Origin of the sequence: Nitrosomonas sp. Nm34 (genome assembly GCF_900113925.1) — a bacterium.
Classification (GTDB): domain Bacteria; phylum Pseudomonadota; class Gammaproteobacteria; order Burkholderiales; family Nitrosomonadaceae; genus Nitrosomonas.
On record NZ_FORD01000006.1, the window covers coordinates 22,433 to 41,862 of the forward strand.

The following is a 19,430-nucleotide window of genomic DNA, read 5'->3' on the forward strand; positions in this document are numbered from 1 at the left end:
ATTCCTTTTGGTTGTAGCGTTTACTGCCATCGTTCCATTTACCCTTTTGGGGTCGTACCTTGGTTTCGTTTCACCGCCACTTCTTTCTATTCATTTTAGCAGCGTTGGTCATGATTCACTTTGTAATAGTTGAAGTTACCAAGAGAAATTTTATCGATGGGATTACCCATGCGTCGATTGGTGAAACATAAAAGGGACTCAATTGAAGAAACTTAATTCCAAATTCGATAAGACGCTTAAATGCATAATAGTCGAGATAGTCGAGAACTTTCCTTGATATGATTTATGTCACTAGGGCAAAGCTGACTAAACCAAAATAGTGTGTTGACTAATGTTATCCAGCAAATCAGAGTTGAGGAGCTTACTGAAATCACGATCTCCTTGTTCATTATGTCACCTAAAGCTATCTATGAACCTGATCAATAGGTTCTTCCGAAAACCAGCGAGTGGCGTAGCGTATCAAATCAGCGCCATTTTTCAAATTCAACTTGGTGCGAATATTGAAGCGATGTGTTTCGATCGTTTTAATGCTACGGTTAAGTAGCGTGGCAATTTCTTTACTACTATGTCCACATCCAATCAAATGCAACACCTCAAACTCACTCGGCGTTAGACTATTAATCAACTGTTCATGCTCTGGATGCCCTGCTACTATGCGATTCAGCAACTTTGCATTCATTTCCTTGCTCAGATAAACATTCCCTTTCAAGACTTCGCGGATAGCCGTAAGCAAAACTTCACCAGGCTCCTGCTTCATGACATAACCTGAAGCCCCTGCCCGCAAAGCACGTTCAGCATAAACCGTCTCATCATGCATCGACACAAACAACACTGGCAATGCGGGTTTCAACGCATGCATATATTTAATTACTTCAAAGCCTGAACTTGTTTTGAGCGTGACATCCAATAAAACAATATCAACCCTATCAGCTTTCTTGAGTAACGCCAGAGCCTCATTCCCATCGCCAACCTCAGCGCAAACCTCTAAATCTGGCTCCAAATTTATGAGCATCGCCATGCCATGGCGTAACATGGCATGATCATCCACTAACATTACCTGTGCTTTTGAATTCGTCATATTAAATCAGTTTAAATAAGTTGCATTTCCAAACGCACTTCCGTACCCCCTTCTGGACGCGTTAATATTTCTAACTTGGCACCTAGCTGCTTTGCACGATATTGCATAATTTTAATACCCATTCCCTGGGTTACTTCATGCTTTTTATCCACCTCGACAATACCGCTTCCATCATCACATATGGAAAGGGTAAGCATTCCTTCTTCAAGATTCAAAAATATTCTTAGAGATCGTGCTCCACCATGACGTATTGCATTATTAGCAGCTTCCTGTGTAATTCGATAAAGATTGAGTGCAAGATTATTATCATTAGTAATAGCTTCATTTATAATAGCTTCATTTTCACACACAAATTCACAATCAATCTTATAAGTCGAAGCGATTCTCGACGCAAGAGCTCGTAATGCCGCTACCAAACCATTTGCTTCCAGTTCAAATGGTAGCAGCCCCTGAGCGAGCTGTTTGATTTGTACTACAGAAGCCTGGGCTTGCGATGCAATAGAAGCCGCTACGCCTGCCAGATTATCTTTTCCCAAAACAAAGATTTTTTTCTCCAATGCCCTGGCCTGATAGCCAATTGCAGCAACCCGTTGCCCCAGATTGTCATGCAATTCCTGCCCGATGGTATGCGCCTGCTCCTCGGCAACAAAAACCAATGCTTGTTCTAACCGCTTGCGCTCAAGCCAACCTGCCAGATCGCTTGCAATGGCATTGATAAGTTTTTGCTCCTCAATTACTGGGAATGTTTTGTCTTCTGAGTAGAATAAACGTAATTGGCCGCAGACCTCATCGTTGACGATAATTTCAGATAAATAGGTACAAAAAGAGTTTTGATCCTTATGCCAGTGATAACCAGCAATCTTATCGGTGATTTTAGCCTTTGATCGCAAAGTGCATATAAAACCGTGATCATACTTGCCAGAAATGTATCGCCAGCCATAAAGCTCAATGATGGCAGTCGCTATTTTCGGGAATTGCATGGCTGGAATCAAATGCTCAAAAATATTCTGGCAAACATTATCAATTGATACATCTAATCCCATACCACGACGAATTTCATAAAGACAGGTGATTTCTTTCAGACGTTTACGTAACTCTAATTCCTTATGACTCAATTCTATCGAAAATAGCTCAGCCTTTTCTTTTGCTTCTTGCGCTTCCCGCCTGGATTTAATCAGTTTACGCACAAACCAGTTTAATAGCAGTATTTCTGCAGCGATCAATCCCGCAAGATATAATATGACAAATTTTAATTGTTCAGCTGCTGGCCTAAGTAATTCTTCCTCATCCAACTTCAATACCATGCCTAAACCAATCTTCTCTAATGGAGCATATGCCGCAATTACTTGCATATGGCGATAATCTTTTACAGCCATAACCCCACTTTTTCCTGTTAATGCATTATTTATCGGCAACAGCTCATCTCTCGTTGCCTGATACAGATATTTGAATTTGACACCATCCATCTGACTCATCAGACAAGCCATTTCTTTCGCACTATCTCCTGGAGCTGGAGGTGCGCATAACATAAACTCCCCAGTTTCACCAATTGATCTTATTCCACTAAATCTACGAGTCAGGTACGGCAAAAAACTCTCTGTCGTAATTCTGCCAATGCGATGCCCATCCTGGTCTAACACATCTTCACTAGTGCGCAAAATAAATTGATCATCCCATAAGAGAAAAGTATTATTTTGTATAGTCAGCGGTAATGATTGAGTTTGTTTATCAGAAAAATGGCCTACCTGTGACAATACTCTCCCGTGCACATCATAAACGATAGCAGCCGAAAAACCGATTTGTGTTAATGAATTAACGTTCCGATCAAGGTCGTGCAGTGCATTGAAGTTGTCCGGTTGAACATTAAGCTGCTGGATTGGCTGAATCATGAAAGGCCGCATGGTTAGCGCACGTGTGTCCGCGAGACCTTTTTCAATTTGAATCTCGAATAAATACGTTTTGCCTTCTAATACTGCATCCAGTCCTCTACCAAGTGCGGATTCAATCTGGCGATGCATTACATCATAAACTGCAATACCTGTTGTCAGAGTCAATCCTAGCAGCAATAATCCGCCAATAATACTGATGCTTCGGTGTTCGCGAATCATAACCAAGTCACCCGCTTTGTTTTTTTATGTTTATTTGGCTTAATATCATGTGCTTATATGCAAGACCAGTAAATATAGGGTGTTAAGGCTATCATGGCTAGAATTGCAGGTACAATTACCATACAACTTCAGAGAGGAAAGTCAGCTTTAATATTACAAATAAATTAGAAATTAATGACTAAAGATTCTTCTTTGAAGCGTTTGTTCCCATAATATTTGGGTATAAGATTTATCGCAAAAATTAGGCAGCTAATATTTATTGCCTAATTCCATTTCTAAATCAAAAATGACGCGAAGGCGAGCCGCAGACAGTATCAATCATACAGCAATGTGCAACCGATAAAGCCAGTTTTGATTTAGAAATGGAATAATGAGATTAAAAAATACACATATCTATAAAGAAAAATAATCAATATGAAAAAAGCTGTACTCGTTATTTTAATGACTACTTTGGTACTATCTGGTTGCAGCACAACTTATTATCTTGAAGGCGCAGAATATAAAGGTAAGAAAAAATATATCGCAGCGAGAGCTGCGATGCATACCCGCTGTATCGAAAGCACCGAACCGCTTCCTGCGCCGCTTATTGAGCGAAAGCTCATCGCTTTGATTCCTTCCCAGGAATTGATCTATACAACTATTTTAACGAATCTTAAAGCAATTTCCCCGGATTATCCTATGACCAGGGAAGATCTACGTTATGATCCATTATATTCAGGCGTTAATGAAAATTTCAAAATGGTAGTTGAACTGATAAAAAGGAAAAATTTGTATAAAACAGTTGAAATGATTGAGTACGAAAGTTTATCAATCCCCGAAGCTAGCGTAGATACCGATATATTTCATGTTGTGCTGGCGACTGCTACCAACCGGAATGATCGATATTACCTCACCAGAGAAAAGAGAGGAAAGCTAAGAATCGATTATGGCGCGATCAATCCGCCCTGTGTGCATGAGCGCGTTAGCTTTATGTACGTGACTCAATGTGAAACATTCCGTGATAATTTGCTATCTTCTCTTCAGACGCTTGCCTTGCAATAACGCGTTAATATATAACCGAAATATAACCGAACTTGATTGCTTTCAGGTTAATTAAAATAACATGGGTGCCACAGCTTAGGACGAAACAATCGACCAACAGATGAGTGACAAGCTATGCCACCAGCCAATCGTTTTCTGGGCAAGACAGACGAGGTAATGGAAGATTAACTTAGAGAGTTTCTGATTTTGAAGTGTAAGTAACTATCCAAATGGAAAAAACCATGTCCAGAATACGACTTGCCTGCGCGGTATCGTATCTGTAATGTAACAGCTATAGCGATGCCGGGTTTTATCCTTCTTCATGCGCAAGATAGCGGTTAGTAGTGTTTTGCCATATGCAGCGACCATCACAAAAGGCTCGCTTAAGCTCAGCAATATTCTTCTGACTGATATAAAGCTCTCTATCCAGCGGGAGAAACACTTCTTCAGTAGTCGTGCAATCTGGTAATGCAGGCGTCGCCAATTAACATCTTCCCGCTTGAGATAATCATATATAAAATCTTTTCGGGCATCGCTGAAACTTTGCATGGATTTGCAGAAAATCATGTCAATCGAATCAACCTTTAACTACACCCACAGTAACAGCAAATAGACAACTTGCGTGACCGCCCCGAGCGCTTATGCAAGCCAGCGCGATGCAGCAAAATGACTACATACAATGATTCCACAATGATGGAAAAACATTATCAATCTGCAGCTCCGACTAGTCAAATTAATCACCAATTAAACTTGGCAAGCCTAATCGTTTTATATCACGATTTATCAAAACCCTCTTGTGGCTAGTTAAGTTCGTCAAGCAAACTAAGTTTTATCACTCAGGAGTCTTTTACTTCATTAAAATCAATTTATTACAATGATTTCTTTACCAGAAATTAATTCCAAAACTTGAGTAAAAGATAATGACGAAGCATAAACTCGTCATTATCCATTATCTTTTATTTGACATTATCCATTATCTTTTATTTGACATTAAGCTAATATGCAATTATACTCGCTCTCCTTTTGCCAAGGAGAGCATTAACACGTATCACATTGCCAATCAATGTGTTAGAAATATTTTTTTAGTAGTACTATAAAAGATGATTTTAAGGAGAAACACAGATTCACCTTGTCCAAAACATAATTCGTTATGACAAGGATATTAGTAGTGATATATTACAAATAATATGCGAAAACAATCATTCATTAATTCTGTCATCCTGATATTTTTCGTGAGCATGCTCACGAATACATTCGGTTGGTCTTTTAATGGTAAGGTTTTTGCTCATGAGTTAGATCATCACTACCGTGCTGCTTTGTTTTTCGGTGATCCACAGAAGCATATCGATTTGCATGTTGCTCTTGGCGACGATAATGGAGTGTTGGATGAAGCAACTCATTTATGTCTTCATGCAGCCGGACAATTCATTCCCTTATTCTTTAATGCACCCTTAATTATAATATCTATTCCCGCTAGTAAAGAAGCTTTAGCTTCATTTACTTCCGTTACCGCTCCAGAATTTATTCTGGATTCCTTATTCCGCCCTCCAAAATCTTTGTAAGCTAGACGACTTCAAATCAAGCCAGATACAATCCCTGATGTTGCCATAGCGACTATAACCGCTCAAAATAGCATGAGCACTGAATTAAGCTGACTTTTAGAGAATATTTAACAATAATTTGATTTTTTGCCATATAGTGGAAATTATGATTCCAACTATTGTATTAATCTAATGTACTAAAGGTACCAAAGTGATTTATCAGGCAAAGAATGAGCGCTAGTCAGCCACTATAGTTCGCAAAGAACCTCGCGGGAGATAGCCGATTCATAGCAAATGTGTACCGTCCTTGCGATTCCCTATATCAGCAAAATTGGCGGAACTTAAAATTAATATTTTAGAAAGGTTGTTTTAATGAAGAAGCTACTAGCTCAGGTAATCTATTATATGCATGCTCACGTTATCAGCTAGCTCAGTTAGTGCGCGCAATAATAACGCACAGTTGCTAACTTTTTTAAACACTTATGATAACTATATTCAGCTGACAGTAATGGCTATCGATTGTTTCAGCGACAATGTTTATCTCTTTAATTACGAGAATGATAAACTAATAATATAGGTGAATGCCAGGATCATGTTTATCAAAACCAAAGCTCAACACAACAAAACTATGGTTAATTTTACATAAAGCCACGTATGAACACCCTCCCTTGAGGGAAGGTGTTCATTGCTGATGAATGCGAGAGTTTTATAGCGCTGCTAAGAAAGCGACAAGATCTGCCCTCTCTTTTGCGGTAAGGCCGATATTAAAACGATTATTGTAAAACTCAACTACTGCAGGCAAATCAGCAGCTGAACCATCATGGAAGTATGGTGGTCGTGATGCTACAGAGCGCAGAATGGGTCCTTTGAAACGACCAATGTCTTTCCATTTACCTGTAACCAAAGCGCGTCCCGGATCGGTTGTCTGGATCGTTTCACCAGTTTCTTTGTTTCTCAGGGTATAGAGCGGCATATCCGATGTGCGGCGTGAGGCATCAGAAATACCAATATCCAGCGGCACCGGTGTAGAGTGATTACCAGAATTAGGGGTGTTGTGGCATGTCGTGCACGTACCTGCAATGACGGGTTCGTCTAAATCATCATTAAGCCCCTTAACACCAGTAATATTGATAGGTTTTGTATTAAATAACGCTTGACCGCGCGCAATGGCAGCACGTGCCTGCGTAGTCCTTTTTGCTGATCGAGTGCGTTTATTAAAACGATTCCAACTATCATAAAGCGACATCGCATTGGGATTAAAAGCCGCACCAGTTTGATAATCGCCCTCTATAGTATCATTTATACCAAAATAATAATCTTGTTCCAAAAGTGCTTGAGGACCGCCACGCGCTTTCTCCGCGGTTAGAGAACCCGCCTCATTATCCTCTATCTGTGCGCTGAACAGACTTAATTCAAAATCCACGATCGCTTTTCGCTCTTCTTCGCTCAAATCATTCAATGCCTCAGCATGACCTAAGGTAGCATTGTTGGATTGAGTAGTTAAATCTACAGATATAGGAGAAAAACAATGTGCAGTTCCAATAATACAATTCGTAGAAGTTAGATCCTCCGTAGTTTCTCGACTATCCCACATGACAGCGCTTAAAAATTTAAGATTGGCACTTGGCATCGGACGGCGGAACAAAGACAGCTCGGTTTCGCTTGCAAAACCGTAAGGATCATCAACATCTGTTAATTCAAATTCTGCGTTAGCAGGCATACCGATTCCTACGCGTATATTTGCTTTATTCAGCAGCATGCTGTAAGCGTTGCGGCGTTCTTCAAGCGTTAATTGATCCGGATGAGGAGACTCAGGATTATTCGCGCCATCTACCGGCCTAAAAAGTGGATCCAACCCTTCTGTTTTTTCGAAGAGCTCTTGCACTCCTTTGGGTGTAATCGTCCATCCTTGCGAAGAAATATGACAGGAAGCACAGCTACGACCATTAGATCCAAAACTTTTAAAAAATGGATTATCAAGATCTATAAAACCGGCAGTACTAAATGATACGTCGGTACCATGGTTATTCTTCGTACGAAGCATATTTGGCTGGCGATTTGAGTTGCCATTACTATTTGAGCTTTTATTGCTATTTAAACTGTCATTGCTATTTGAGCTGGCATTAGTATTTGAGTGGACATTCCTTTCCGCAGATGCTGTCCTATCTGCAATTACTGGCGCTGCTAGCAACAACAGTAAAGCGGATAATGTTTTCAATTTAATTTTGTATTTACTACTCACTACATACTCCTATGTTTAGAATCAAATTAACTTGCAAAAATCTTGATGAACCTAAATTTTCACCAAGCACCAAAATCAAGTCGGAAAACTGAAGAATAGCCTTGCAACTTTACTGATGACGAAGATTTTGAGATTGTGATTCTTTTTAGTATTAATTGATTAAATAAAAAAACAACTACTAATAAAAATAATTAGTATTAGCGTTATGCAGAGCATTATTCATGCCATAATGTATTTATTGTTATAAATCAATAAATTATTTAGAGTAAATAGAAAATCTAAAGAAATAATTGTCACCATCATACGACAATCAAAGTTGGTATTTCATATAACTATTTATTTTTAAACCATTTATTTTGTATAGAATTAGAGACGCATTCCATAACGTCGCATAACCAGTTAATTTTTAGAAATTTATTTTGTCTTTGTTAAAAATACTTGAATTCAAGTAATAAGTGCATAACCCATCAATTTTTCAGCATCTGTGCCTGATAATTCGCGGAACACCTCGTAAGGCGTCCTAAACCCCAAGCACTTTCTTGGCCTGCTGTTAAGTTTGTGGACAGCTTCCAACATCTGCTGGGCAGTCACATCCAGCAGCCCCATCGCTTTGGGAAAGTACTGGCGCAGCAGCCCGTTGGCGCTCTCGTTCTGGCCACGCCCCCACGAGTGGCAAAGCTTGGCAAAATATGTTTCAGATTCAATACCATCCGCTACCTGTTCATGCTTAGCAAACTCCTTACCATTGTCAAAGGTAAGGGTATGCACCCAGTCCTTGAATATATCCAGCAGGGTGATGATCCCGCATGTCACCGCCTCTGCAGTTTTATTTGCCGCTGGTAGGCAAGACATAGTTTGGATTTGCGTTCGTCTAGCGTGACTAGTGTGCCTTTGTGTCCCTAGCTAATCATGGTGTCTGCTCCCCAGTTACCTAACCGTTCTCGTCGGTTTGCTACCTCAGGGTATCTATCAATATCTATCGATTGGGAATGTCCTTACGGCTGCGTATGAGGCTACCATAACGTTTACGATATTTCTTTCGCATAGTGGCGTAATTTCAGGTACAGCTGATTTGCGAACCTTCAGCGATTTAATGGAGAGGTTTCAAAATCGAATAAACAGGAGAATTTGAGCATGGCACAGCCCAATTTTGAACAATTGCTTCTATATCCTGAGACTAGAAGCGGATAATGCTCTAATTTACCTGTCAAATACTTGAGGAGTAGACATCAAACATCTGAATTTCTATGTCTATGCCAATAGAAGAAGCAGACTTTGGTAGCACGATAAACAAAAGGATCAGCTGGGTAATAAGAGTAGTTTTTCTATCCAACAATACTTTGAGCGTACTGTTGGAACAAAACAGTATCAATGCTTTCTTCACTTTTACCACAACGAGAAAACGCACTAGCTTCAGGCAAGCTGTAAATAGCGGGGCAATAGATTTATGATTTATCTGAGCAAGAATGAGCCGATTTATTTCTTTAAAGTATAAATAACTCAACAAGAAAGACGGAAAATTTATGACTAAATCGCGGATTCAGATTAACTAAGTTTTTGCTGTCACGAACCAGCGTTCGTGACTTCTATAGCATGTCCCCTATAAATTGATTATAATTTACAGATGACCTATCCGATATCATTTCGCCGTAAAGTATTATCCGTTCGGGAGAAGGAGAATCTCTCAATCGCACAAGTGGCCAAGCGTTTTTGCGTCGGAATAGCCAGCGTGACGCGCTGGATCAAAACACCCGCTCCGAAGACCACCCGCAACAAGCCTGCCACCAAGATCGACATGGAGAAGTTGGCGCAAGACGTCAAGAATTATCCGGACGCATATCAGTACGAGCGCGCCAAACGGCTGGGTGTCAGCAAGCAAGGCATTAATCACGCTTTAAAGCGGTCTGGGCGTGACTTATAAAAAAAAGCCTGCGTCACCCCAAAGCCAGCGAAGAAGAGCGGCGTATCTTCCAGCAAAAAATTGAAGGCTATGAGCGCGAAGGCCGCGTCATCGTTTATCTTGATGAAAGCGGCTTTGCGCACGACATGCCCCGCACGCATGGCTATGCGCCAGTGGGTGAGCGCGTCCATGGCGTAAAAGACTGGCATGCACGAGGTCGAACCAATGTGATTGGCGCTCTGATCGGAAAGACGCTGCTGACCATAAGTCTGTTCATCGCCAATATCAACGCTGACATTTTCTATGCGTGGATAACGCAGGACTTGTTGCCTAAACTTCTGCCCGCTTGCGTGATTGTCATGGACAACGCAACGTTCCATAAACGGCAGGATATCCAAACCGCCATTGCCAATGCCGGGCATACACTTGAATACCTGCCGCCTTATTCCCCGGACTTAAATGACATTGAACCCAAATGGGCTCAGGCCAAAGCCATCAGAAAAAGGGAAGGGTGTTCCATCGAGCAGCTCTTTGCCGATTATGAAATTTAAATCATTTTATATGAGATCTGCTATATTAAGTAAAAGAGAGAGTTCTACGAATTATCGCGCTTACTGTACCAGCAACTGAAGCAATATTTTGTCGGTTACCGGTTAGACTAAAAATAGAAAAAGATTAGAGATAGGGTGCCTAATTCCATTTCCAAATCAAACATGACGCGAGGGCGAGCCACAGACAGCATAAATAATATGGCAAGGTGAGGCCGACAAAGCCAGTTTTAATTTAAAAATGGAAGAAAACTTTCAAGAAAAACACTTCGGCTCATTCTAAAATAACTCCAAAGCATTAGAATGATTGATGAAATTCGAACCTACGCCAATCGGAATCACAAATCGGATAAACCAAAAAAACCAGCGCAGTCCATAATACATAAAGTAATACTTATTCTGATTCACTTTGGCTTTTTTTCATTTTTTACCCATCAGTATCCCACTATTTATTTTTTTTAACAATTATCTGACCGATAATGGCGATAATCATTATTATCCGTTCATTCGACCATGTCCACGCCCAGGCACAATAATCGTTGGTAGATTAGTTACCGTATGGGTTTATTTGGCAAGTCATCGGAAAGCCCTGAAATAGGACTTTCCCGCAAGACCAAAGTGGTTTAATACCGGCTACCCCCCGTTCCCGAAGGAGCTCCCGTTCCTCCCGATCCCGGGGTACCTGATGGTGACCCATAGCCACCTCCGCCTGATCCACCACCTGAGGTTCCAGAGGAGCCCGTGCCCGATGGAGTGGAGCCTGGCGTGCCCGGCGATCCTTGTCGTTGAGTAGAGGTTGACGATGAATCCCTTGATCCTGACGTGCTGCCGCTACCGCTCATACTGCCACCCTGGCTAGCTCCTTGGCCGGGCATTGAACCACCTGATTGCCCAGTAGTTCCACCGGTTTGCGCTTGGGCAAAACCAACCAAGCCCACAATCAGGCCCGTCATTAGAACAGATGAAGCAAGATTTTTAACAATAGAAAAAGGTTTCATGATTTATTCCTCCATATTACATTACAGCAAAATTGCTGTCCTTATACTCTACTCCGGCGTTCAGCAAATTACTGTTCGCTAACCCACAGAGTAAGAAAATATTTCAGCACCCAACTGATTAATATAAGAATAAAAACAAAAACATAGCCACACCAAACACATGATTATCATCGATAGCGGAAGAATTTGGCAATTTGCTTGAGTGTGGGCAAAATATATAAAGGGTTAAACCAGTGGGGCATATGGGAGGAAATCGTGAAAAAAAGTGCTAGAGCGGCAAGAGCAAGAGAGGTAACTCGGCTAAAGGTAATACAGACATGGGCTGGGGCTTATATAGAGTCGTCATTGAGTGAAAAATACTTTTGCCCGATTAAAGCAGTATCGAGTAGTGACAACACAATATGACAAGCTAAATAAAATTTAAGAAAGCATAATTGCCATGGCTTGCAGATATCTCTTGTTATCTATGAGAAATGCCAACAAGCCCTAATGAGATATCGGATTTAATAACCAAACATAAAGCCGGCATTACCAGTAGTAATACCCATGAATAAATGACCCGGTCCTACGCCATACACAGGCGCAGGAGGATAATACACAGGCGCAGGGGAATAATAGACAGGCGCAGGAGGATAGTAGGATTGGTTGTAATAAATGTTCGGCGGGTTGTAATGATGGTGGTGACGATGATGGCCATGATGATGGTGATGGCCATGATTGTGGTGGTGACCATGGTGATGGTGATGGCCTCTTCCAGCTTCAACTATCATAGGAGCAGCCAGAACAAAACTCAACAACATTCCAGATAATAATTTTATCGGCATGTCTATTTTAGTGCTCGTTTTCATGTTTAACCTCGTTCATTGTTATTTTGTTTATTAGAATTTCTTCTGATAGCAATAACTTTATACTGAAGAACATGAATACAAGCTGAATAAGCTGAGAAAAATAAAAGCAGGATAGCCAGCACCGTTAGATAAAGATTGGTAGGTCTACTATTTAAAAAAACAATATGCTTTTTGTGCCTGAGTGGTGGCACGGTTTAACTCTTGGAGAGATTACCATCTTGGATACGTTAGCTTGCCGCAGAACTAAAAAGTAAAATTTGTCTAAAGCAATATAATCAATTTATTATTTATTCAGGTTTAATTATTTATCATTTTTTATCCATCAGCATCTCATAACCTTCCTTCTATTTATCGTTAATAGCAACCTCCCGACTGATAATTACGGGAACCTACTGTATCCACTCACTTCACCATATTTGCACGTGAAGCAGTAATAACAGGTGAGTTGGTTAAGTATGGGTTTAGTCGGCAAATCATCGAAAAGCCCTGAAATAGGGCTTTCCCACAAGACCAGAGCAGCTTAATAGCTGGTACCCCCCGGGGTTCCTGATGGAGTTCCCGCCCCTCCCGATCCGTAACTACCCGAGGAGTGCCCAGAGCTACCTCCGCTTGAACCATTGCCCGTAGCTCCAGACGACCCCGAGCTCGATGAAGTGGAGTCTGATGAACCTGATCCTGGTTTTTGAGTAGAAGTTGATGATGAACCACCCACAGAGCCTGACGTGTTGCTGCTACCGCTCATGCTGCTGCCACCTTGGCTAGCTCCTTGGCCGGACATTGAGCCACCTGAGGCCCCAGATGCACCGGTTTGCGCTTGAGCAAAACCAATTAAGCCTACCATCAGGCCTGCCATTAGAACGGATGAAGCAGAATTTTTAAGTATAGACAAAACTTTCATGACTTATCCCTCCATATCATTACAGCAAAATTGCTGCCCTCATACTCTACTCCGGCGTCTGGAAAAATACTGTTCGCTAACCCACAGAGTAAAAAAATGTTTCAGTACGCTATTAAAAAAACATTAGAACAGATCAACTAGTCTCGGCCAGCAGTATTACTCCCTTGGATATTGGTAATGTCGTTAGAAGAAATACCCAAAGCTATAGGATATTCACTAATGGACATCTACCTGCATGCTATAGCAAGCTAAGGCGATTTCCGAAAGTAAACATCCCCATCAGGTAGGCCGAATCAGAATGTCCCATTTGGGCAAAAGCGGGTTGCGCTCCAATCTGGCTTCAATCTTCCGCATGGCTTTCCTGGATAGAGAAACGCCTTTCCGGTAGAGCCTGCGGCTCAATTTTACCATCGGGTGGCTACCTTTCCAGGTCATGCTTTTCGCCCATGCCAGCATGGTTGCGGTATCCACCAGTTGGGCTCCATTCCAATGCTGTTCCCAAATTCCCCAATATGGTTCGATGGGATTACAATGTCAATTAAGAGCTAACTCGCAAGAAATTCCAGAAAAACAGAGCCGCAGCCAGCTTTCCAAATACATGTACCATAAGCCCCTTATAAGAACGAACTTTGCTGGCACATTCAATGCCTGTTTTTTTCTTCAATCCAGGCAAATAATGCCTCAATCGATTGCCGCACGTGAGCAACTGCTGTAGACAACCATTGATCCTGTGGTTCCAGGTAAGGTTGCCCTTTTTGTTTTTTAACCGATATCAAGACGGTCAGATTCTGGGCTTGTCTGACTTCTTCGGCGTCGGGCCGTTGATAACCTTTATCACCATACAGTTGGTTGTTGTGCAATTGTGGCCGAATCTGATCAAATATCTTGCCATCATGATCGCTGGTACCAGTCACACCGATGTACGCAGGGACCGGCAATGAGCCTGGTTGGCGGCGTCCTACGATATGAACCCGCACAGCTTCCTGGTTGAGCAATAATCTGCATCCGCCAACTGTTTCGCTACACACGCGTTAAACCGATGACCTTGTTTGGCTAAGACTACCGGAAATGAATCGATCAGCCAAACTTGCCTGGGATTCTTCGTTTCCTGTTCCTGCTGAATCAGTGCTAATAAGGGTGCAAACACATCGGCAACCCGATTCAGGCGCTGAACATAAGCCACATAACCTGGAAGTCGTGGAAACCCATCGCGTAAATGGCCATCTGCGTACTTATAAATGCCTTTAATCTCTCGATCCTTGTCCATCACACCGAACAGGTAGAGAGCAATCACTTCTTCGTCGCTAAAACTTAAATCCGCGTAATGGCTCATTCTTTGACTATAAGCCCAAAGATTTTGCTGATAATGCTTCCAAATATAGAGATAAATTGTTATTAATCGGTTTTGCCAGTTCATTGGTAATTTGATTTATTGAGGTTGGGTGATGTCTTCCTCAATAGTTTAACGTTATTGATGAACTGGCTTCTATTTCAGCTCTTAATTCGCATTTAATTAAATTTTTAGAAGTGTTCCTCAAAATAGATGGCAAGATCCATTACTAGAACCTGGGACGCTGCTCCCTGGGTTAAAGGAACTGGTATTCCTCATTTTCCTCCATATATAGGCAGGGGTTGGCTGCTTAAAGCGTTGAAACATCAAACCAGCGAAGCACAATCTTTTCTTGTTTGAGTTTTGCCTCAAGCTTGTGGGTAAAATCACACACCAATTTTGATCAAACTCGACGGCCATCACTTCATAAATAATGATTTGGTCTTTCTGAACATATCCCTCATCTTCCCAGACACCTTCCGCTGGCGATTGCGAAAATGCAGTAATGCCGCTGAATTTCTTGGTTAGCTCTTCCTTGATATCCTTGAAGAGTTTTTTCGGAAATTTCTTTCCCAAATTATCGTTTAGCGGAAGTAGGAACTGAACAAGTTTCATGATTCTTTTCTTGTTTCGTCTTCAGCTTTCATTCTTTCTCGAATGTGGTCACCACCATTGGTAATTTCTGCCGCAACTTCCTCTAGCATCTTAATTCTACAGGTGGCTAATTTAATTGTCGCTTCGTATCCACTGGAAGCGCTGACCATAACGATAGTCTTGCCAGCCACGTGTTGTTCTAGCATTATTAATTTCCATTCGGAATTAGAGTTTAAGCTTCTGAGAGGTTTTCAAGAATTCTGCCGATACTTTTTCTGCATTCTTCAAGAGTTTAGCATCGATGTCTTTAAGAGTAATGGCATTGGCCTTCTTATATTTCTTCAACTCCGTCCACGTAACAGGCCATGCAATCGATGCACCTGCTCGCGCGCGCAATGAAAACGGTACAATTGCCGTGGAAGAGAAGTCGTTGCGGAAGAAGTCTATGAAGATTTTCCCTGCACGTTTCTTCTTGCTCATATTGGCGACATATGCCTCCGGCACTTCCCGCGCCATGTTCTCCGAGAACTCACGAGAGAATTCTTTAATCTCGTCCCACTCATAATCCGGTTTAATGGGAACAACGATGTGAACGCCTTTACCGCCTGAGAGCCGTGGAAATGAGACAAGCCCGGCTTTCTCAAGACGGTTGCGTATATCTTCTGCCGCTAATTTTACCGCCTCAAACGGAATGCCTTCATCTGGATCAAGATCAAAGATGATTTGATCGGGTTTTCCCTCATTTTCCAAAGTGCTCTGCCATGCGTGGAATTCTATCGTTCCCATTTGCGCAAGCTGCAAAATTCCCACTTCATCTTCAACGTAAATATATTCGTGCTTATTGACCTTATGCGTGACAGTTTTTGATTTGACCGAGCTGCCCAGGCCCTCCATAGCGGTTCGTTGAAAGAAACATTCCCCACCGATGCCATCCGTGCAACGCAAAAAACTAATTAAACGCCCTTTAATGAACGGAAACATCGAGGGCGCAACCTTCGCGTAATATGCTGCGACCTCCCCTTTGGTGATGGCAGTATCCGGATAAACAATCCGTTCGGGATGCGAAATCGTTACACCGTTGAATGATACCGCCCCCTTCACCTTACTCGCTTTCGTGCGAGGCTTCATACCGCCGGTTACCTCTCTCAAAGGATGTGGTATTTCTTCCACCACTGCCTTAGGATTTTTATCTTTCCGAAGCCCTTTAAAGGATGCGTGGCGGATACGACCATCTCGCGTCCACTCCGTAAAGGATATTTCACAGAGTTTTTCGGGCCTCACATAAATATATCCGCGTAACCCTCTGGGCACCTTGTCCAAGAAGGGCGATTTATCCGTTTTGAGCGCAATGAGCTTTTGATAAATCTCCTTGGCAAGCTCTCGAGAAAAACCTGCTCCCACCTTGCCTGCATAGGTGAATTGGTTATTCTTATAATATCCCAACAATAGCGCACCGATGGCCTTATCGTGAGCTTTACCAGGCATCAAGCCGCCTATTACAAATTCCTGCTCAAGGCCGCATTTACTTTTCACCCAATCTTTAGTCCGGCATCCGCAGTAAAGGCTATCCTTCTTCTTGGAAACCAAACCTTCTGCGCCAATTTTGCAAGCCTTATCCAGAAGGTCTGGGGCACTTTCGAAATGTTCTGAGTAATGGATGGGACCTTTTGCCTCCTTTAAAATCTGCTCCAGCAGCGCTTTGCGATCAATCAAAGTCTCCTGGATCAAGGCTTCGCCGTTTAAATGGAGGAGATCAAAAATCCAGCCTTCAATCTTTTCAGGTTCATCGTTTGAGAGCGCAACCTGTAATGCCCCGAAAGCGATCCTGCCATTCCGGTCAAGGGCACAAGCCTCTAAATCGAAAACCGCATTCTTAACATTCAATGCCGCGATAGCCTTGGCCAACGATTCAAACTTATGGGTCCAGTCTTTTTTGCTTCGGGTACGTAGAACAACTTTTCCATCTGAGACAAAGGCCATGAGGCGATAGCCATCAAATTTGATCTCGTGAACCCATGCATCGTCCCCAGGTGCCTGGTCAACGAGAGTGGCGAGTTCTGGCTCATCGTACTGCTTTAAAAGAGCATTCAGAGAGGTCGTTGGTTGGGAGACCGCCTTGTTGGGTTTCGATACGGGTTTAATGGGTTCTAATTTGAGCGCTTTTGTACGCTCGGTGGTTTTGCCAAGCCCTGCCTTTCGAATCTCGTCCATAGTACGACCTGTTACGATACTGGTATTCTCGCGTTTGAGGAAATCAGCGTTCTCGATTTTGCTTAACGCAAAGTCGTCTTTGCCCTTAATGAGCAGCCAGTTCTCGCGTTTATCCAACGTGCGCATTCGGATCAAATGCCACAGCCCCTTCATGCGGCTACCTTCAATTGTAAAAGTAATACGGCCCTCTTTCTCCATCTTGTCTGGATCGTCTTCGGGCATCCAGGTTCCCTTATCCCAGATCATGACCGGCCCGGCACCATATTGTTTGTCTGCAATGACGCCTTCAAAATCATTGTAATCCATCGGATGATCTTCGGTACGAACTGCCAGCCGTTTATCTGCAGGGTCGTAGCTCGGGCCTTTTGTCACCGCCCAGCTTTTCATTACCCCGTGCCATTCAAGCCGGAAGTCATAGTGAGTACGGGTCGCCTCGTGCAGCTGAATAACAAAACCCAGATTTGTTTTAGCGCGTTTTCCGACTTTGCCTTTCGGTTCAGCCGTAATGCCAAAGTCTCGCTTTTCGTTATATTTTTTTAAAAGGTCACGCGACATTTAGGCTGCCTGCTTTTTCCTGGTTACCTTCTTCTTTGCAGCAGGTTTCTTCGACGCAGCTTTTTTAGGGGTACTTTCCGCCTTTGACTCGGATGCCTGGCCGCCTTTGGATTGTGCTAGACTCTTACGCAAGGCGTCCATGATACTGATGACTTTCTCAGTTGGCTTTTTCTCGCCCTTAACCCGTGGGGCGCGCTTTTCCATCTTAGCCTCGATAATTTCTTTCAGGCCTTCTTGATAAAGGTCCTTGAACTTGGTAGGATCAAAGTCGCCAGATTTGCGTTCAATAAGTTCCAAGGCCAAATCCATTTGGTCTTTTTCTGACTCGGCATTGGATGGGATATCTTCAAAATATTGCTCGGCTTTGCGAACTTCATAATTGTATCGCAAGGTTTCGAGTATCAGCCCTTTGCTACAAGCTTTAAGCGCTACAATGCGTTCACGGTTTGCAATGACGACCTGGCCTATGGCCACTTTCCTGCTTTTCTTCAATGCATCTCGAATGGTCACATAAGCTTCATGCGCTAGCTTATTGTCCGGGGAGACGTAATAAGGATGATCAAAATAGATTGGATCAATTGAAGACAGGTCAGCAAACTGAACGAGATCAATTGTGTGTTCGCTCTCTAAGCGCAGCTTTTCGATCTCTTCATCTTCAATAGGAATAAAAGCGCCCTTTTCGTATTCATAACCTTTGACAATATCGTCTGCTTCAACGACCTCTCCTTCTTCGTTGACAGTTTGATAATGGATTCGTTGGCCAGTCTCCTTATCGTATTTATGAAGACGGATTTTTTCGCTTTCGGTCACGGCTGGGTAAAGGCGGACCGGAAAGGAAACAAGGGACAATCTGATCTGTCCTTTCCAGTATTCGTGCTGTGGCATGTCCTTCTCCTTAAGATAACTTATCCATAATAAACCGGGAAACCGCCCCTATAATTTCGGATAATTAATGCCAGTTGGAGGGAATTTTCTCAGTTTCTTGATTTCTATTTGGGTTGACAATTGTTGTTTAAGTATATTCATTATGGAGCCTAACTCTTATCTTATTGTCGGAGCTACATAAGGCTTGAAGCTACAATTACCTTAGGATGATTGCTAAAACACAAATATCAATGTCTCCACCTAATACAACGAGAGTGTTAGTACCATAAATAGAAGGTGTGATCTTTGAGAATAAAGTTCATTTATTATTGTCTTATCGAATCGCGTAGATTTCTCTGTTACCCACCCTCAACAGGGGATAAATAGGACCAATACGCTCGGTAAAATTGTCTAATAAAGCTAGGTATGCCAAGCTTCAGGAGGAAGGATAATGGGCATGCAATCATGGATTGGTCGCATCCATTCGTTACTACGATGAAAATGAAATTAAGGAAATTTTTTGTGAATGCCTCAAAAAATGTCCCACAACCAATAAATAGATAGGCTTAAATGACGCAAGTATTTGATTTTTTTGGGGTGGCTGATGGGGGTCGAACCCACGACAACCGGAATCACAATCCGGGACTCTACCACTGAGCTACAGCCACCATCTACGCTAAATCGGTATGCTTATC

Annotated in this window: 19 protein-coding genes and 1 tRNA gene; 4 read left to right on the forward strand and 16 right to left on the reverse strand. The window is 42.3% G+C overall.

Annotation, left to right across the window (positions count from 1 at the left end):
- Window positions 1–403 precede the first annotated feature (403 nt).
- Window positions 404–1,078, reverse strand: coding sequence for a response regulator (locus tag BM283_RS04020; protein WP_046850729.1), 675 nt, complete (start codon window positions 1,076–1,078; stop codon window positions 404–406).
- Between the two features lie 11 nt (window positions 1,079–1,089).
- Entirely contained in the window at window positions 1,090–3,186 is a 2,097-nt protein-coding gene (locus BM283_RS04025; protein ID WP_254776146.1) for a sensor histidine kinase, read from the reverse strand.
- Window positions 3,187–3,600: 414 nt separating this feature from the next.
- Here BM283_RS04025 and BM283_RS04030 point away from each other — a divergent pair, with 414 nt between their 5' ends.
- Window positions 3,601–4,227, forward strand: coding sequence for a hypothetical protein (locus BM283_RS04030; protein ID WP_090689914.1), 627 nt, complete (start codon window positions 3,601–3,603; stop codon window positions 4,225–4,227).
- Window positions 4,228–4,428: 201 nt separating this feature from the next.
- Here BM283_RS04030 and BM283_RS04035 read toward each other — a convergent pair whose 3' ends face one another.
- On the reverse strand, window positions 4,429–4,755 hold the full coding sequence (locus BM283_RS04035; RefSeq protein ID WP_090689915.1) for a hypothetical protein: 327 nt from the start codon (window positions 4,753–4,755) through the stop codon (window positions 4,429–4,431).
- 689 nt (window positions 4,756–5,444) lie between these two features.
- Between BM283_RS04035 and BM283_RS04040 the strand changes: the two genes are divergently transcribed.
- Window positions 5,445–5,768 carry a hypothetical protein gene (locus BM283_RS04040; protein ID WP_254776159.1) on the forward strand — a complete coding sequence of 108 codons (324 nt, stop codon included), beginning with the start codon at window positions 5,445–5,447 and terminating at the stop codon, window positions 5,766–5,768.
- 685 nt (window positions 5,769–6,453) lie between these two features.
- Here the strand turns inward: BM283_RS04040 and BM283_RS04045 are convergent.
- Together BM283_RS04045 and BM283_RS04050 are read right to left on the reverse strand one after the other, a co-directional pair.
- Window positions 6,454–7,989, reverse strand: a complete 1,536-nt coding sequence (locus BM283_RS04045) for a hypothetical protein (RefSeq protein WP_175492020.1) — start codon at window positions 7,987–7,989, stop codon at window positions 6,454–6,456.
- Between the two features lie 444 nt (window positions 7,990–8,433).
- Window positions 8,434–8,841, reverse strand: coding sequence for an IS30 family transposase (locus BM283_RS04050; protein WP_090689920.1), 408 nt, complete (start codon window positions 8,839–8,841; stop codon window positions 8,434–8,436).
- 772 nt (window positions 8,842–9,613) lie between these two features.
- Here BM283_RS04050 and BM283_RS04060 point away from each other — a divergent pair.
- A complete protein-coding gene (locus BM283_RS04060; protein WP_090689926.1) occupies window positions 9,614–9,910 on the forward strand; it encodes an IS630 transposase-related protein in 297 nt (98 codons plus the stop codon).
- Window positions 9,911–9,969: 59 nt separating this feature from the next.
- A complete protein-coding gene (locus tag BM283_RS04065) occupies window positions 9,970–10,440 on the forward strand; it encodes a transposase (protein ID WP_254776161.1) in 471 nt (156 codons plus the stop codon).
- 620 nt (window positions 10,441–11,060) lie between these two features.
- Here BM283_RS04065 and BM283_RS04070 read toward each other — a convergent pair.
- From BM283_RS04070 to BM283_RS04120, 11 genes are all read right to left on the reverse strand, one after another.
- Complete coding sequence (locus BM283_RS04070) at window positions 11,061–11,435, reverse strand: hypothetical protein (RefSeq protein ID WP_090689930.1); 375 nt, start codon at window positions 11,433–11,435, stop codon at window positions 11,061–11,063.
- A 503-nt stretch (window positions 11,436–11,938) separates the two neighbouring features.
- A complete protein-coding gene (locus BM283_RS04080; RefSeq protein ID WP_254776148.1) occupies window positions 11,939–12,283 on the reverse strand; it encodes a hypothetical protein in 345 nt (114 codons plus the stop codon).
- A gap of 520 nt (window positions 12,284–12,803) precedes the next feature.
- A complete protein-coding gene (locus BM283_RS04085; RefSeq protein ID WP_090689936.1) occupies window positions 12,804–13,181 on the reverse strand; it encodes a hypothetical protein in 378 nt (125 codons plus the stop codon).
- 279 nt (window positions 13,182–13,460) lie between these two features.
- Window positions 13,461–13,703, reverse strand: coding sequence for an ISAzo13-like element transposase-related protein (locus BM283_RS04090; protein ID WP_090689938.1), 243 nt, complete (start codon window positions 13,701–13,703; stop codon window positions 13,461–13,463).
- Between the two features lie 119 nt (window positions 13,704–13,822).
- Window positions 13,823–14,158 (reverse strand): hypothetical protein, encoded by a 336-nt coding sequence (locus BM283_RS19235; RefSeq protein ID WP_217646432.1) that lies wholly within the window; start codon window positions 14,156–14,158, stop codon window positions 13,823–13,825.
- Window positions 14,140–14,514 (reverse strand): hypothetical protein, encoded by a 375-nt coding sequence (locus BM283_RS19240; RefSeq protein WP_217646433.1) that lies wholly within the window; start codon window positions 14,512–14,514, stop codon window positions 14,140–14,142. Before BM283_RS19240 ends, BM283_RS19235 begins: the two co-directional genes overlap by 19 nt.
- A 201-nt stretch (window positions 14,515–14,715) precedes the next feature.
- Window positions 14,716–15,126, reverse strand: coding sequence for a hypothetical protein (locus tag BM283_RS04100; RefSeq protein ID WP_090689941.1), 411 nt, complete (start codon window positions 15,124–15,126; stop codon window positions 14,716–14,718).
- Window positions 15,123–15,311 (reverse strand): hypothetical protein, encoded by a 189-nt coding sequence (locus BM283_RS04105; RefSeq protein WP_090689943.1) that lies wholly within the window; start codon window positions 15,309–15,311, stop codon window positions 15,123–15,125. Before BM283_RS04105 ends, BM283_RS04100 begins: the two co-directional genes overlap by 4 nt.
- 19 nt (window positions 15,312–15,330) lie before the next feature.
- Complete coding sequence (ligD, locus tag BM283_RS04110) at window positions 15,331–17,871, reverse strand: DNA ligase D (protein WP_090689946.1); 2,541 nt, start codon at window positions 17,869–17,871, stop codon at window positions 15,331–15,333.
- Window positions 17,872–18,756 (reverse strand): non-homologous end joining protein Ku, encoded by an 885-nt coding sequence (locus tag BM283_RS04115; protein ID WP_090689948.1) that lies wholly within the window; start codon window positions 18,754–18,756, stop codon window positions 17,872–17,874.
- 572 nt (window positions 18,757–19,328) lie between these two features.
- Window positions 19,329–19,403, reverse strand: a tRNA-His gene (locus tag BM283_RS04120).
- Between the last annotated feature and the right edge of the window lie 27 nt (window positions 19,404–19,430).